The organism is Lentilactobacillus sp. SPB1-3 (assembly GCF_026913205.2).
GTDB lineage: Bacteria > Bacillota > Bacilli > Lactobacillales > Lactobacillaceae > Lentilactobacillus > Lentilactobacillus terminaliae.
The window spans coordinates 1,688,521-1,704,052 of sequence record NZ_CP168151.1; the positions used below are offsets into that span (position 1 = coordinate 1,688,521).

General features: G+C 38.0%; 13 protein-coding genes and 1 other annotated feature (1 of these 14 cut by a window edge). Of the genes, 1 reads left to right on the forward strand and 12 read right to left on the reverse strand.

What is annotated here, in order from left to right:
* Positions 1 to 179, reverse strand: a binding site (T-box leader) (it extends 44 nt beyond the left edge of the window).
* 155 nt (positions 180 to 334) lie between these two features.
* The 8 genes from rihC to O0236_RS09080 form a co-directional block, all read right to left on the reverse strand.
* Entirely contained in the window at positions 335 to 1,249 is a 915-nt protein-coding gene (gene rihC, locus O0236_RS09045) for a ribonucleoside hydrolase RihC (protein ID WP_268913528.1), read from the reverse strand.
* Positions 1,250 to 1,294: 45 nt separating this feature from the next.
* Positions 1,295 to 2,605 (reverse strand): NCS2 family permease, encoded by a 1,311-nt coding sequence (locus O0236_RS09050; RefSeq protein ID WP_268913527.1) that lies wholly within the window; start codon positions 2,603 to 2,605, stop codon positions 1,295 to 1,297.
* Positions 2,606 to 2,636: 31 nt separating this feature from the next.
* Entirely contained in the window at positions 2,637 to 3,881 is a 1,245-nt protein-coding gene (locus O0236_RS09055; protein ID WP_268913526.1) for a NupC/NupG family nucleoside CNT transporter, read from the reverse strand.
* Between the two features lie 113 nt (positions 3,882 to 3,994).
* Positions 3,995 to 4,831 (reverse strand): phosphopentomutase, encoded by an 837-nt coding sequence (locus O0236_RS09060; protein ID WP_268913525.1) that lies wholly within the window; start codon positions 4,829 to 4,831, stop codon positions 3,995 to 3,997.
* Positions 4,832 to 5,083: 252 nt separating this feature from the next.
* Positions 5,084 to 5,434 carry a hypothetical protein gene (locus tag O0236_RS09065; RefSeq protein ID WP_268913524.1) on the reverse strand — a complete coding sequence of 117 codons (351 nt, stop codon included), beginning with the start codon at positions 5,432 to 5,434 and terminating at the stop codon, positions 5,084 to 5,086.
* Complete coding sequence (locus O0236_RS09070; RefSeq protein WP_268913523.1) at positions 5,434 to 6,066, reverse strand: hydrolase; 633 nt, start codon at positions 6,064 to 6,066, stop codon at positions 5,434 to 5,436. The genes O0236_RS09065 and O0236_RS09070 overlap by 1 nt, the downstream gene beginning before the upstream one ends.
* 672 nt (positions 6,067 to 6,738) lie before the next feature.
* Entirely contained in the window at positions 6,739 to 6,933 is a 195-nt protein-coding gene (locus tag O0236_RS09075; RefSeq protein WP_268913522.1) for a DUF3955 domain-containing protein, read from the reverse strand.
* A 71-nt stretch (positions 6,934 to 7,004) separates the two neighbouring features.
* Positions 7,005 to 8,039, reverse strand: a complete 1,035-nt coding sequence (locus O0236_RS09080) for a hypothetical protein (RefSeq protein ID WP_268913521.1) — start codon at positions 8,037 to 8,039, stop codon at positions 7,005 to 7,007.
* Between the two features lie 164 nt (positions 8,040 to 8,203).
* Here O0236_RS09080 and O0236_RS09085 point away from each other — a divergent pair, with 164 nt between their 5' ends.
* Complete coding sequence (locus O0236_RS09085) at positions 8,204 to 9,427, forward strand: SGNH/GDSL hydrolase family protein (RefSeq protein ID WP_268913520.1); 1,224 nt, start codon at positions 8,204 to 8,206, stop codon at positions 9,425 to 9,427.
* A 103-nt stretch (positions 9,428 to 9,530) separates the two neighbouring features.
* Here O0236_RS09085 and O0236_RS09090 read toward each other — a convergent pair whose 3' ends face one another.
* The 4 genes from O0236_RS09090 to O0236_RS09105 all read right to left on the reverse strand — a co-directional run bounded on the left by O0236_RS09090 (position 9,531) and on the right by O0236_RS09105 (position 15,398).
* Positions 9,531 to 11,336: a hypothetical protein gene (locus tag O0236_RS09090; protein ID WP_268913519.1), complete on the reverse strand. Its 1,806-nt coding sequence runs from the start codon at positions 11,334 to 11,336 to the stop codon at positions 9,531 to 9,533.
* Positions 11,337 to 11,528: 192 nt separating this feature from the next.
* A complete protein-coding gene (locus tag O0236_RS09095; protein WP_268913518.1) occupies positions 11,529 to 12,794 on the reverse strand; it encodes an S-layer protein in 1,266 nt (421 codons plus the stop codon).
* A 505-nt stretch (positions 12,795 to 13,299) separates the two neighbouring features.
* Positions 13,300 to 14,325, reverse strand: a complete 1,026-nt coding sequence (locus O0236_RS09100) for a hypothetical protein (RefSeq protein WP_268913517.1) — start codon at positions 14,323 to 14,325, stop codon at positions 13,300 to 13,302.
* A 161-nt stretch (positions 14,326 to 14,486) separates the two neighbouring features.
* A complete protein-coding gene (locus O0236_RS09105; RefSeq protein WP_268913516.1) occupies positions 14,487 to 15,398 on the reverse strand; it encodes a DMT family transporter in 912 nt (303 codons plus the stop codon).
* Between the last annotated feature and the right edge of the window lie 134 nt (positions 15,399 to 15,532).

The window sequence follows — 15,532 nt, forward strand, 5'->3', positions numbered from 1 at the left end:
AAACTACACCTCTAAGAAACCTATTGATTTCCGGCGATATAACGGTCGCACCCGAATTGTTAGCGATAACCAGCAACTAACTCCAAGCTCATTTTCATCAATAATGAATTCAAGACTTTCACCAAACGTCCCTCTCTAGGCAATTCGTTATTGATTACTATACTCTTCACAGTCGTTTCTAATCTATATTTAATGTTATAATCCAGTTCACAGATATTGTCAACGAATTTTTTATTAAAAAGTGCCACCCACATCATTACTAATCATTGAGATAATAAAAGCCCTTTAAATCAGCCATACTGATTTAAAGGGCTTAATAACATCTTATTTACGATTAATAATTAATTGCTGCGACTTCTTCTAAGAACCATTTGTTGAAGGCAGCTGAGTCAATATCAACACATACGTCAGCATTTGTTTCGCCATCATGGTAAGCACCACGAATGTCACCAACGGTTTCACCGATGGCTGGGCCATCAGTGATTACGTCGATCCACATTGCTTCAGTAGTAATTGCTTCTGGGTGAAGTAAATAGAAGATTGTATTCACATCATGCATGGCAATTCCGGCTTCACTGTTATCACCATCATTACTGATGATATCATGCAACATCTTACCGGTCTTGTTCATATGCTCTAACTTAGAAAGTGATTCAGGAGTTAATAACGCCTGCATCGTAATATCTAAGCCGACCATAACAATTGGAATACCTGATTGGTAAACAATCTTAGCAGCATCTGGATCAGTGAAGACATTGAACTCAGCAGCTGAGGTCATGTTACCTAAGCCAAGTGAACCACCCATTGCGACGATGCGTTCGATGTGGTCTTTAACTTCAGGATGTTCGCTAAATAGTAAAGCGATGTTCGTGTATGAGCCAGTTGGAACCAATGTAATTGGTTCATCACTACTCATAATTTCATCATGAAGTGCTTCAACAGCGGTTTTGTCTAAAGGCTTTGGCAAGTCTTCAGGAAAATCATAGCCGGGCATTCCTGATTCCCCGTGAATCCGAGCAGCGTCTTCAAATTCTTTGATCAAAGGTTGTTTAGCTCCAGCGGCAACTGGAACATCTTTGTTAAAGAACCGCAAAATCTTTTGCGCATTTTTAGTTGTTTTATCAACTGTAACGTTTCCGGCAACTGTGGTAACAAGTCTTAAATCAATCTCTGGATCATTTAATGCCATTGTCAATGCAGCAGCATCATCAATTCCAGGATCAGTATCCATAATAATCTTAATTGTCATCAGACAAATCCCCTTTGTAGATTATTTATTTAGTACTCAACTTTATTAAAGAATTGCGCTTAGCACTAAATCACACAGGAACAATATTCCTAAAAGGTATGTTGCCCCACTTAGTTCATCAGCTCGTTTAGCCGCAATCTTTAATAATGGATAAGCCACGAATCCGAATGCTAATCCTGTTGAGATACTAGTGGTGAATGGAATCAATACCACAATCAAGAACGCTGGAAACCAATCGGTAAAGTCATACATATTGATGACACTTAACTGATTCATCATTAAGGCACCAGTAATAATAATAACCGGAGCAATCGCAGCTTGTGGAACATATGATAGCAACGGAATGAAAAACATTGAGATTGCAAACATCGTTCCGGCTACGATTGCCGTGATACCTGTTCGTCCACCACTTTCAGTAGCTGAAGCACTTTCGGCCGCAGCAACGGTTGGACTAGTTCCCATAATTCCTGATAGGAAGGCAGTAATTGAACTAGCTTCAAAAGCCCGCTTAAATTTTCCATGATTAGGAATAATTCCTTCAAGCAAACCCATTGATTCAAACACCAAAATCATGGTCATCGAAAATACCGCTAAGATAAACGGCACCGTCAAGGCGTGACTAAAATCGCCCTTGGCAAGGATATGAGTGTACTTGTCAAGATCAATAATGGAGACTTTAGGGGTCGCCTGATCCTTAACCTTGAAGATAATACCTAAGATCGTTGTGATGGCAATTCCGATAAAGAAACCACCCGTCACTTTTCTCACGAATAAGAACAAGGTTAAAATCAAACCGAATAAGGCCAATAAAGCAACTGGTTTCGTTAAATCACCAACTGCTAAAATCGAATTACTTCCGGCGCGAATCAAGCCGGCTTTTTCCAGACCAATCTCAACTAAGAATAGCCCAATACCAGCCGTAATCCCCGCCTTCAGCGTCTCTGGAATCCCTTTAGCTAGGATTTCACTGACCTTAGTAAAAGCAATCAGGACATATATAATCGATGAAACCATCGAGATTGCCACGGCTTCTTGCCATGATAATCCCATGTTAACGACGACAGTGTAAGTAAAGAACGCGTTAACTCCCATTCCAGGAGTCAAAATTACTGGGGCATTCGCCCAGAATCCCATGATCCAACAACCAACAAAGGATGACAGAATCGTGGCGAACACACTTAGATTCGCGGGAATCCCCGCATCTTTTAAAATCATTGGATTAACAATGATGATATAAGAAATCGCAAAGAATCCAGTGATCCCAGCAATAATCTCTCGTCTCAACACTTGCTTATCAGAAAATGCTTCCCGTAAAGAAAGCTGATTAGCTCTCTCTAACTGTTGTTTGTTATCCAAAAATAAAACCTAACTTTCTAAAAATTAGCTATTACCAAACAAACAATCCAACAATTCCGGCAGACATCAATGAAACTAAGATACCTGAAAGTAACATCGTACCAACGTTCTTACTAATCAAGTTGTTCTTTTCACGATCAACGATTCCCTTGAAGGCACCGATGATCATACCAGTAGTTGAGAAGTTAGCAAATGATGTTAAGAATACTGTTAATTGTGCTTGGTAGTGAGGTGCAAAGATCTTCGTGTTGTTAATTGTTCCGGCAATCTTACCCATAACAACGAATTCGTTAGTAACTAACTTAGTTCCCATTAATTGAGCGAAGTCGAAGGCGTGAGAAACATCGAGACCCATTAACCATGCAAATGGGAACATGATGATACCTAAGATATGTTCCAAAGTTAACCATGGGTTGAATAGTTGCAATACTTTATCGATCAAAGCAGCTAAAGCAACGAAGGCAATAACATTGGCAGTGATGATTAAGATCAAACGACCGGCACCTAAGATAGAGTCACCTAAGAATGAGAAGAATGGTTCTTTGTGACCATCAGGAGTAACGTCACCTGCAGCTTCTGCAGCAGCATTTGAAGAACTCATGTTAGCAATAGTATCTTCTTCAGGAGTAACTTTAACTGGGTTAAGCATATTAGTAATAATAATTGCATTCATAACGTTCAAAGGAATCGCAGTCAAAACATATTGACCAGGAACCATTTGAGTATAAGCACCAATAATTGAAGCAGTAACACATGACATTGACATTAAGGCAATAGTCAAATTACGACGAGCACTCATTTGCTTTAATTGAAGAGTTGAAACGGCGATGGCTTCAGTGTTACCTAAGAACATCATTTCAACAGCAAAGAATGATTCGAATTTTGGTTGGCCAGTGATGAATGAAAGACCACGACCTACCCACTTGATGATCCATGGTAAAACGCCGATATAAGTTAAGATATCGAACAATGGAACAATCATCAAGATTGGAAGAAGCGCACTGGTAACAAAGTCCATTTGTTTAACGTTAACCCAACTAGGAAGGGCAAACGCAATACCTGTATATGAAACTTGAACTAACCAGTTGAACCCATCAGCAGCAGCCTTAACGGCATCACGTCCCCATGAGAAACTAGTAAGGATCCAGGCGAAAACCAAGTTGATTACTAAAACAACAATAATTGAGCGCCAGTTAATATTTTTCTTGTTTTGTGAAAATAGGAAGGCAATTCCCATATACACAAAAATACCAAGAATATTGACTAATAAATACATTTCATTATCCTCTTTTCGTTATAAATCAGTAATAAATAAGTGCAAAACCAGTTATCGCTATCCCCCTTATAATTGAATTGGTTTTTATTATTAAACCCAATAATTAGTGCGAGCTATAAAAGCTCACGAAGAAAACTGTGACCGATATTGTTATCAGCCACTTGGACATTGAATAATTCGGCAACAGTTGCCCCAATGTCACCCAGACTTCTACGGATACCCAGTGACTTTCCTGGTTGACCGCCAGGATTATATGCAATCAATGGAAGATATTCTCTAGTCACTGTTAGTGGTGATTGCATGTCGTTGGCAAATGATGATGTAATCAGCAGCAGGTCCGTGCTGTACATTTCATTCATCACCCGTTGAATATTTTGATCAATCATTTCTAGTTCATTCCGGTATTCTTCTTTCTTACCTTGATGAGCTAGTTGATCCAACGTCGACATTCGTGCATAAATCAGTCCTGGTCGCGGACTGATTGCCTCGCGATGCAATGCCCACCACACCGAAGTATCATCATTAACGTGCACGTTCTGTGCACGAAGCTGATTGGATAAGTAACTTTGATAATTTGCCAAAACCAACACAGTATTTTCGACTGCGTTAACTTCCACAACAGAATCCAATATACTGGTAGTTCTTTCTTCAGCTTGATAATCAAGCATCTCACGCAAACCGCTATTCACCTGATTGTTAGGTGCAGCGATTTGAATCTTGCCGTAGCTACCGAACGGATTATCAACTATTGGAATCTGTGAAATTGGATTTTGATACCGAATGTTACCTAAACCTAATTCAGTCAAAGCAGGAACTGTGATTTGTGTAGAATCATCTGCCAACAAATGGCCTAATGTATCAGCGCCGACTGAATCAAAACGGTTAGCATCCGCACTTTCTCCAATTCCCATTGAAGCCAAGTCTAGAATAATTACTCGCTTGATCTTCATAAATTAATCTTCCCCAATCATCTTCAAAATATGTACATGATACTTCAATCTTAAATATTAGAATACCTCATACTCTAACTCAATGTAAATAGAATAGTTTCTCTGAACTTGTTGAAAATACATCCATGCCAATAATGATTGCGTTTTCATAATACCAAAAAATAAAAGGGTTTACAACCCACCATAATGGATTTTAAACCCTCTTACTTTTAGCCCCTGCCAAGGACCTAAATTATATCATAATTTTTTTAATTATTTTTGAAGCGCCTTAATTTTGTCTAGGACATCATTAAAGTGATCAACTTTTTGCTTGTAGTCATCAATGCTGTTTGGGAACTCTGAATTAAATTCATCCAATCCACGCATTGCAAAGACTGATTCGTAAGCATAAACATCTTCATAAGCTTTAGCAAAGTCAGCAAGTAAACTATGATACTCTTCTCCAGCTAATTGCAAAGCCATTTGAATAGCACGGAAATCAGTATACGCTAGTTCAAATTGCACGGCCACTGCACGAATAAAATCATGTTGAGCTTGGATGTGTAAGAAATGATGATTTACTGACCAAGATAGCTTATCAATTGAGTCTTTAACGTCTAGCATTATTTGGCCCCCTCACCTAAGTCGAGGAAAATACCGCCTTCAAGCAATTCGTTAACAAACTTAGGAACTGTTTCAGTACGGCTCCAGTCACGTTGTAATTCGCAAGCTAATTGAGCGATTGAAGTAGGTTGAGCACCTGCTTGGGTAACACGTTGAATAGCAGTTTCGTGAGCAATCTTTGAAGTACCACCAACTGCATCAACAACTGGGAAGACTTCGTATCCTTCCTTTAAAGCATCCAAAGTTGGGAATGTTAAGCAAGCTTCAGTCCACAATGCTGCGATAATAATCTTGTGGCGACCAGTTGCTTTAACTGCATCGTTAAATTCTTGATCTTCCCAAGCATTAATTGAAGTTCTGTCGTAACTGGTTACCCCTTGTAGTTGTTCCTTAAGTTCTGGAACAGTTTCTTTGTTTCGTCCAGTCTTAACGTTAACCGTTGATAAAATTGTAGGAATGTTAAATGCATTGATCAACTTTTGAGTAACAACAATGTTTCTGATCAATGTTGCCCGATCGATTGAGTTAATTGATTCAATCTGAGTTGGTTGATAATCAATTACACAGAATACTGAGTCATCAGGATTAATTAAAATGTCACTTTTACCATCACGTTTTGCCATACTTGTCATAATAAAATCCCCCTATAAATTAATTGTTACATTTGCTACACCACTAAGATAATTTATATCATGTTGTAATGCAATTGAAAACGCTTATTAATTTTTTGGGGCACAAAAATAGACTTAAGTTCTACTGTTTTCAAACTTAAGTCTAGTCAATCTGTGGAAGGGTTATCTTTTGGGGTTACGACCTGCTTATAAATTAATGAAATGTTCTATCGCCTCTATTTTATATCTTATTGATCGGCTACCGATGCAAATTTTACGCGACACTGATGCTAATACATTCGCCGTTAAACAACCTTAATCGAACCATCGTACGAAACACCTAAACGACTTGGAAACGAAAGTTATTTTAACAATCTACTACAAGCGACTTCTGTGAATATATACTCTAATATTACTTCTTGTAAGTTTTCAATAGTAGATTTCCTGACCCAGCTAAGTGTAAGCGACCTCGGTAAATTGTATATTTGTAGTTTAATTATATCCAGGTATTAACGCTTAGCTTTGAAAATAACGCCATTTCAATCTCAAAAGTAAATCCAAACATGTTAAATTTTCAAATTACAATTTTGTTAGAAAACGTTCAAAGCTGGTTGTGAACCCCTGTTACTTTGAATCTATTTCCCTTCCTTGACTATATAATATCATACTTGTAAGCGTTCGCAAGTATGAAGCTCACTTTTTTAACAAGTTAATAATTAAAATTATCGTTCCTATCAAAACCCCTGCTAACAGTAGGATCCAGCCGATTACTAAAAACCACGGAAGTTGATGTAGAACCCCGACTCCATCAGAATATCGACTAACTTGACTGATAACAATACTGGCCACTCCAATGACTATTAAAATAGTTGGCATATATTTTGGCACTTCATCATCTCCAATTGTTTTTGATATTAAAAAAGCCTCAAGAAGCTAATCGCTTCCTGAAACTTCACTGTCTAATGGAAAATAAACCTTAGTGGATCAAATATTACAAAACCCACCACAACGATTCCAATGACAATCATTGATACAATAACTGGCATTGATTCTGAAACGGTAGTCGCACCTTTATCGGTAAAATTATAATTAACTTTTTTTGTAGGCGTTGTTATAACAGCTTTCTTGCCAGAGGCCGTGACAATTTTGCCTTCCTCTTTTTGATTAGTTTGAGCCTTTTTATAAAATGCGTTGTAAAAAGTGTTCATACTAACCATTTTAATTTTGTTGTTGGCAGCTGTTTTATCGTTACTGACTTTAAAGGCTGAACCTAGTGGGTTTCTAATACTCTTTTTAGAATTACCATTAACTTTTCCTAATCCTAGTTGTGATAAATATTGATTGGCAGAAAGTTGGCCAGCATTCCCTGTAGTTTGTTCAAAGGCTTGTGCTTGGCTTTCGCCCATAATCAATGACACAGAATAATTTGACGCTGTCTTGACGCCACTTACTGGCATCATTCGATTAACTGGTTCGTTACTGCCGGTTAGAGTACTACCAGATACTATCGGATTAGCTACTGGGTTAACAGCACCTTCTCCATTAGATCCTGTAGCAACTGACCCGGTGCTTCCAGTTCCATTAGCTGGTGTTTCTGTACTAGTACCTGCCGGTGTTTGATTACCAGTTTCAGTAGTATCACTATCGCTGTCGGACTGATTACTAGCATCATTTTTACCAGATGAACTACTATCCTGGGATACAGAGTTATCCGTAGTAGGCTTACTTGCAACAGTTGCATTCGTACTATTTGTGGTGCTTGTAGCTGTATCATTTTTCCCCTTGCTAACAACCCCCTGATTGCTAGCGTTAGTTGAACTAGAAGTAGAGTTACTATTTACTTGATTGTATTTCATTTTTTTTACTGCTGTGCTAGTGGTCCTGCTTGCTGTTGCATAAGCATTACTCACCATCTCCCCCGAGTTGACTGAGCAAAGTAATAATGCAGCGGTAGTAGAACCAATCAAAAGAAATTTTTTGAGATGATTCTTCATAACAATCCCCCCTCGGAACGTTATACCTGTCCAGTTGGATATTACAGTAAAATCAGGAAAAATTCAAGTAGTTACCGAAGTTTTAAAAGCATGTAACCCCAATGTTACATTTCAGTGATATCATTTTATTTGCAAACAGAATTTTGAGGGAGAATTTATATACTATGAGAAAATCAATTGTGTCGATAGCATCACTCGCTATCACATTAATGGCTGTGGGAACTGCCACTACGAGTGCAAAAGCAAAATCTACCACAAAGACTACTACTTCAACTAGTTCAAAGAAAAGCTCTACTACCGACAAAAGTAAGGCCAAGCCTGAAGTAAAGCCAGCTCAAATCGTTCAAACATATGATATTGATCAACCATTACCATATCATTTAAAAGCTGGGTATGTTTATACCAGTTCAACGTTACAAAAACAACTTGGTAATGTTAAAACTTTAGGCACCACTACCTGGTACGTCACTGGAGCTGCCAAAATTGATCGTTCTTCTCAAGGAAGTGGCTACTCAAAATTTTATCAAGTAAAAAGTGGTAATGGTTCTCAAACCGGTTGGGTCTGGAACGGTAACCTACAACCTATTTCGGAAGGAACATTTAACATTGCTATGAAAAACAGTGACTACTTTAACAAGCAAAACATCATCACCATGGGAGATTCAATTACCCGTGGATATGACGGTTACGAAACATTAGATGGTTTGGGTTACCCAAACTGGTTAGCTAGATACCTAAACACAAATGTAACCAACGTTGGTTATAACGGGGCTTTCTTAGTATCTACAGAAGATAACCAAACTACTGGTGATTTAACTACCACTGTTGACTCCACTAACTTTAAAAATTATGGAGTAGCAACTATCGCTTATGGTACTAACGATTATGGTCACACCGATTCAACACTCGATGCTATTCAAGATACATTAGCTCAAAACATTCAAAAAATGCAAAGTGAAAACAAGAACTTAATTATTTATGGAATTCTGCCATTAACTCGTTACGATAAATACGGAGCTAATTCTGATGAAGTTATTGCCCAAGGTGGTTACTCAATTAACCAGTTAAGAGATGCTGAGGCTGAAGTATACAAACGTTATAACATTCCATACCTTGACTGGCGCTCAGTTGATCCCAACTTAATCACTGATAGTAACCATGAAAGTCGCTTATGGGACGAAAGACTTCACCCATCAGCTAAGACATACCAATTAATGGGCCGCGATATTTCTAAGTTTATGATTGATAATTTTCCTAAGGATCGTATTCCAAAGAAAACCACAACTAAAAAGACAAGCAGTACTTCTAAAAAAACAACTAATAAGAAAACTGCCACCAAGAGCAGTGCTACTAAAACAGCTAACGTCGCTAAAAGTGCTAAGAAATAATATGATTAAATAAAAGGCCTTCATTATTAAATGAAGGTCTTTTATTATACAAAAAAATCACCAGTCAAATGACTGATGATTTTAATATATTATTCATTTGAAATTATTGAGTAATTTGGTTCAATAAGCTATCAATTGAAGTAGTTGATGAGGTGAATGATGAGTCTGCAAGTGCAGTACCGTTATCATCTGTTCCAGTTATTCCCTTTACGACTGAATAAAGGTTGCTTAAGTCATTTGGTTGATATGTGTTTTTATCAGTACCTTGATTCAAGAACACTTTGGCAGCAGCCTTGTCAGCCGCGCTAGCGTTATCTGAAGAGTCAAATTTAAAAGCTTTAGTGGATGTAACTGTGTAAGGAATGGTTACTGTACTGCCTAACTTAACGTTATTAGGCAATGCAGATGCTGAAGTAGAAATTTCAACCACTCTATAAGAAATAGTTCCACCAAGAATGCTATTAGCAAGATCGCCCAAAGCACCACCAACACCTGAAAGAATACTACTTAGTCCGGAACCAGTATCAGAACCACTTAACAATGAACCTGCAGAACCTAATAATGAGGTTAAATCACTTGAACCACCTAGAGAGTTGGTCCCACCAAACAAACCAGCGATATTAGGTTGGCCGGTAGCAGAGGCTGTTGAAACAGTTTGGTTAGTATTCAAGCCCGTGTATTCTAGAACATAAAAATCATCTAGACCGGCTGATTTAAGTGCATCAAAGATTTGTTGATTGGTAAATGTTGCACTTTGACTAGTAGCATTAGTTGTTGTAGCAGCAGCTAATTTTTGCAATTTAGCACTCATTTTTTCGGTAACTTTACCTGTTGTACTATTAAGTCCACCAGTGACCACAGCATCTTGTCCAACTGGATCACCTGGTAATGAATTGTAACTCTTAGTGTTTACAGTAACAGAGTATTGTGGAGCAACACTAAACAAGTTAGCTTGATTCTTAGTTACTGTAAAGTTCACTTCTCCACCATATTGTGCAGCAGCAATAGCAGCGTTGTTGGCTGAAGCATCGGAAGGTGCACTATATCCAGAAGGAATTGCACTAACAACTTGACCAGAAATGCTAGTACCTAGGTAGTTAGCAGCTGATTGAGTTTGATAGTTAGGGTTAGTAAATGTTTGTGATGACACAGTGTTACCGTCACCATCTACATAATTAACTTTAACTTGGTCTTTGTTGACTACTGATTGACCTGCTTTAACCACGTCAGAAGCCTTGATCCAACCATTAGCCGCTGGTGTATTAGCATCTTCAACGAAGTAGTATGTGGCATTACTGTCACGACCATTAGTCTTAGTACCAATTCCAGTTACTTTCAATGAATCGTTAGTAGAAGCTGATGTTGACTTGGTATTTCTACCGACTTTATACTGTGTCCAGTCTGGTTGAGTGTATGTTAAAGGTGTTGATTTGAAATTGTAAGTTGCACCAGAAACATCGCTAGATACTGATCCTTGTTTAAAAGTTTGAGTATAGTTCAAACCGCCGCTCACTGATTGAGTATTAGAAGCAGCATTGCTCTTACCAACGTAAATCCAGCCACGATAATGTTTATCAAAAGATACAACCTTCATGTAGTAAGATCCATTGCTTAATTTAGCAACACGGTATCCACGGAAGTAGCTTTGACCTGAATCTCCTTTAGTACGAAGTCCTGATAAAGTTGTTTTGCTGGCAACAACTCTAGCACCCTTCAATGCTCCGGCTTTGTTGTACAATGCATTGCTACCATTTGCTAAATAGTTACGTGAGTTGACGTTGTTGCTAAGGGCACGGTTAGATGTCACCTTAACACTAGCGGCATGCGCTGGTGTGTTTGTTGCAACAAATGCGCTTACCCCAAACGCAGCAGCACTAAATAAAAGAGCTTTTCCAAATTTGCTTTTCATATATAATTGCCTCCAATTTATTATGTAACTGTAACACCCCATATTATATAATACTTAGCAACTTATGAATGTTACGGTTGAATATCATTTGGATAAAATTACAAGTACAACTTAACACTATTGCAATCAAAAAATATGTACAAAAAAAGCATTCCCGAAGGAACGCTTTTTTCTACAAACTGTAAGTTAATCTTATAGTCCGTTAGTTGCGATGAAGTTAAGGATAGCTTGTGCAACATCGTTACGTACAGTGTATGCGTAGTAACCATCAGCATTAGCATTCTTGTCATCGATAAGTGAAGTCTTTGTAGCCTTAACATATACAGTGCTTGGTTCGATTGAGTATGATAAGGTCAACTTGTCACCGTAGTGAACAGTTGTAGGAAGAGCTTCAGTATCCAAGTTGAACTTCATGTAAACACCAGTTGGGTCAAGGTTATCGATCCAGTTACCAGCAATACGAGGAAGAACAGTTGGTGTGATCTTCATGTAAACAGTCTTAAGACCATCTTTGTCCAATGCGGCAATTAACTTGTCGTTTGAAAGAACATTAGCCTTGTCGCCCTTAACAGCAGCGTCACGGTTGAATGTGTTTACACCGTTAGTGTAGTTAACGTTTGAGTTAAGTAATAAACGAAGTCCTGAGTAGTTACTGAAGACTTTGTTCTTCTTTTGACCTGATTGGTCGTAAGTAGTGTAGTTAAATACAGAACTTACCATAGTTTGGTTAACACCAGTTGAAGTTTCAGGAGTTGCTGAAGCTTCCTTAAGTGATGATTCCATTACCCAACCATTAACTGAAGGGTTCTTAGCATCGTTAACGTATACCCAAGTGTCGCCTTCACGAGTACGCTTAGTAGCTTTGCTCAAAGTGAAAGTGTCGTCGGCGTATGCTGAAGTATCAGTAGTGTTACGGCCAACTTTGTATTGAGTGTATGCAGGTGCCTTGAATGTTTGTGATTCAAAGGCAGTACCTGGGTTAGCTAATTTGTATGTCTTAGCAGTTTGATCTGCAGTTAATGCAGTATCAGTAGTGGTGTCAACAGCCTTTAAGCCGCCAGCAACGTTCTTGTAGTTAGAACGAGGATCAGTCTTACCAACATAGATCCATCCACGGTAAGTCTTGTCAAAAGAAACAACCTTCATGTAGTATGAACCGTTGCTTAATTTAGCAACACGATATCCACGGAAGTAGTCGTTACCCTTTTTAGAGTTTGAAAGTGAGCTCATAGTTGCAGTAGAAGCAACTTGGCGAGCACCCTTCAATGCGCCTGCTTTAGTGTATAAAGCATTTGAACCAGTAGGTGCATAGTTACGAGTTGTAGCAGTTGAAGCTGATGAAGCTTGGTTGAAGTTAACTTTGACACTGGCAGCAGATGCGTTAGTAGCACCGGCAGCAGCAACAAAACCTAATGCAGCCAAACCTACGAATAATGAACGTTTAACGTTGTTTTTCATAATTCGGTTTTCCCCTCTCAATATATAAAGATTAAATTAGACGCGATATGTAATCATTCGCCCCTTCGAATAGTATATTAACATTGCTATTTCGAAATGTAAACAAAAAGCATAATCTTTTTGTCCCCAAAACTATTCGATATGGGATGAAATGCTACGGTAATACTTCATTAAATTCGGTATCTAAGCCTCTATATAAGTATTATGACTTATATGTTGGTCGAATCAACATGCCCTTTTAGTTTGATTTAGTCACAAAGCAGTAAATAAATTAACAAATCTGTAACACAAATGCCCAATGAATATTCACACAAAGTTAACTAAAAGTTCACAGCATGCCAATCCTGTTATAACGACTATCATACGTAGCTGCCATCGAATTTAATAAAGAAAAAACGTAGCACGATTCTGTGATCTAAATAATCACACTCACGTTCTACGTATAATATACACACACCGTTATCTAATCGTCAACTTTTATTCACAAAAAATTCACATTTAGATCTTATTTAGTATCGTGCAATTGATCAGCTGGTGCAGCTGCAGCTCTTCTAGCTAATACAGTTACAGTCGAACCATATTTAGCATTAGCAATCGCACTATAATTAGCACTTTGTTGTGTAGCAGTTAAAGACTTGTAAGTATATCCTGGTGCATATGCACCGAGTTTAGCTTCATCACTTGAACCATTACCTAATTCAGTAGTAACAAAGTCAGCAGGACTAGACAAGTTAGTCTTAGTATCAGTTAAAACTACATTAGCTGCTTCATAGCCTGAATCAGCATCTACAATTTTGGCATACACAATATTGTTCGCATTTTGATCTGGAACTGGAACTTCTTCAATCACAGAACCAGCATAAATCCATCCCTGAATCTTACTATCATTATTGTTAACAATGTAGTAGTAAGGTGTACCTTCACGCTTCATTTCCAAAGCTTTGGTAACAGTAAAGTCTTCGCCACCATAAGGTTCAGTATCTGTAACTACCTTTTCTGCTCTATATTGTGAACGATAAGGTGCATTCCAGATTACATTTTGAGTTCCAGGATTAGTTAAACGAACTGTTTTAGTGCCTGGTAAGCTGGTTTCTCTGGTAGTTTCAGTTTGTTCTAAACCACCGCCAACTTTTGACCAGTCAGAATCTGGGTTGCTCTTACCTACATAAATCCAGCCACGGTATTTGTAGTCAAATGATACAACCTTGGCGTACCATGAACCGCGATTTGTTTTGGCAACTTGGTAAGCTCTGAAGTAATCTTTAGAATTATTCGAATTCTTCAACTTGTTAAGAGTTGATGTTGAAGCAACTACTCTAGCCCCTTTGAGAGTCCCGGCTTTAGTATAGATTGCATTAGTTCCAGTTGGTACAAAATTTCGATCAGTTGCGGCAGCCTTAGCAGCTTTGTTGACAGTTACTTTTACTGCTGACTTAGCGCCGACAGTTTGTGTGGCAACGGCACTTGCAGCAGTCCCCATTGCAAAGACTGTTAGGCTAAGTAGTAAAGTGTTGCGTAGCTTAGTATTCATATAGTTTGTTCCCTCCCGTTATTTAATACAAAATTAATTATAACTCTATAAATATGAATAAGAAAATCTAAGATAATAATTTCACAATTATTTCACTTTAAATGCACAGTTTTTTTCTAACAAAAAGCGTCTACTAATTTTTATTAGTAGGCGCTTTGCTGTCATTCGTTGGTCCGGAATCTTTGCAGAATTGTAATAGCTACAACCACCAACACAGATCCAAATAGTTCAACGATATTAAATTCCAAATGCAAGAACATTAAGCTCAAAATGAATGTAACCACAGGCTGGACAGCATCTAAAATACTAACCACCGCAGAAGGAGCAAATTCCAAACTGTTCAATAGGAGCAAAAATGGTAAAATCGTTCCTACCACTATGACCGTGCTCATAGCTAGTACCGTGCTGGTATGAATTGGTGGCACGTTCGTCCAGAAAGGATGCCGAATATTAAAAAACAAACTTCCGATAATCAATGCCCAACCTAAGACAATAATTGGTGAATGATCCTTGGTGACTGGCTTAGGCAATACGACGTAAAAAGCAGCTGTCAACCCAGAAAAGATCCCCCAAATAAGTGCGTTGGTTGGAATTGACAATTCGTGGATATTCCCATGCGTAATGGCTAAAAATACTCCGATCATTGCAATAATAAACGCGATCACATCACTGCGTAATGGAACCTGTTTTTTAAAAATTAAACTTCCAAGGACAATAAACAATGGGCTGAGATATTGCAAGATTGTTGCAGCGGCGGCATTACCTGTTTGCACTGCGAAATAAAAAGTATACAAATTAGCCATCAGTCCAAAAATTGCATAGGCCAATAACCAACCTACCGTCTTCCAAGACTTAAACACATCAAAGATTTTCAAGCGGTACTTAGCAAAACTAATTATCAATAAAATTAGCCCGGCAAAGAATGTTCTGGTTGATAGATACCAATCTGCTGGAATGTTTTCACCCTGAGAAATAACTTGTAACACCGTCCCAGAAATTCCCCAAAAAGTTGAAGCCAACAGTGCCAGAGTAATTCCCTTACCAACATGATTCTCTAATATTTTATTTTCCATATTCATCACCATAAGATATGTAATTTTTCAAAGTATAAACTGCAACCAGCATATCATATCAAATAAAGATTAGAATTATGGTCTAAATTTCCTTACATTTTTTTAATATACAAAGTAAAAAGCTTTCTTCTATT

Bases quoted from the DNA above. Each gene is read 5' to 3' on its own strand.
- rihC (WP_268913528.1), bottom strand. From the start codon at position 1,249: ATGACAATTAAGATTATTATGGATACTGATCCTGGAATTGATGATGCT.
- O0236_RS09055 (WP_268913526.1), bottom strand. From the start codon at position 3,881: ATGTATTTATTAGTCAATATTCTTGGTATTTTTGTGTATATGGGAATT.
- O0236_RS09060 (WP_268913525.1), bottom strand. From the start codon at position 4,831: ATGAAGATCAAGCGAGTAATTATTCTAGACTTGGCTTCAATGGGAATT.
- O0236_RS09065 (WP_268913524.1), bottom strand. From the start codon at position 5,434: ATGCTAGACGTTAAAGACTCAATTGATAAGCTATCTTGGTCAGTAAAT.
- O0236_RS09070 (WP_268913523.1), bottom strand. From the start codon at position 6,066: ATGACAAGTATGGCAAAACGTGATGGTAAAAGTGACATTTTAATTAAT.
- O0236_RS09080 (WP_268913521.1), bottom strand. From the start codon at position 8,039: ATGAAGAATCATCTCAAAAAATTTCTTTTGATTGGTTCTACTACCGCT.
- O0236_RS09085 (WP_268913520.1), top strand. From the start codon at position 8,204: ATGAGAAAATCAATTGTGTCGATAGCATCACTCGCTATCACATTAATG.
- O0236_RS09090 (WP_268913519.1), bottom strand. From the start codon at position 11,336: ATGAAAAGCAAATTTGGAAAAGCTCTTTTATTTAGTGCTGCTGCGTTT.
- O0236_RS09095 (WP_268913518.1), bottom strand. From the start codon at position 12,794: ATGAAAAACAACGTTAAACGTTCATTATTCGTAGGTTTGGCTGCATTA.
- O0236_RS09100 (WP_268913517.1), bottom strand. From the start codon at position 14,325: ATGAATACTAAGCTACGCAACACTTTACTACTTAGCCTAACAGTCTTT.
- O0236_RS09105 (WP_268913516.1), bottom strand. From the start codon at position 15,398: ATGGAAAATAAAATATTAGAGAATCATGTTGGTAAGGGAATTACTCTG.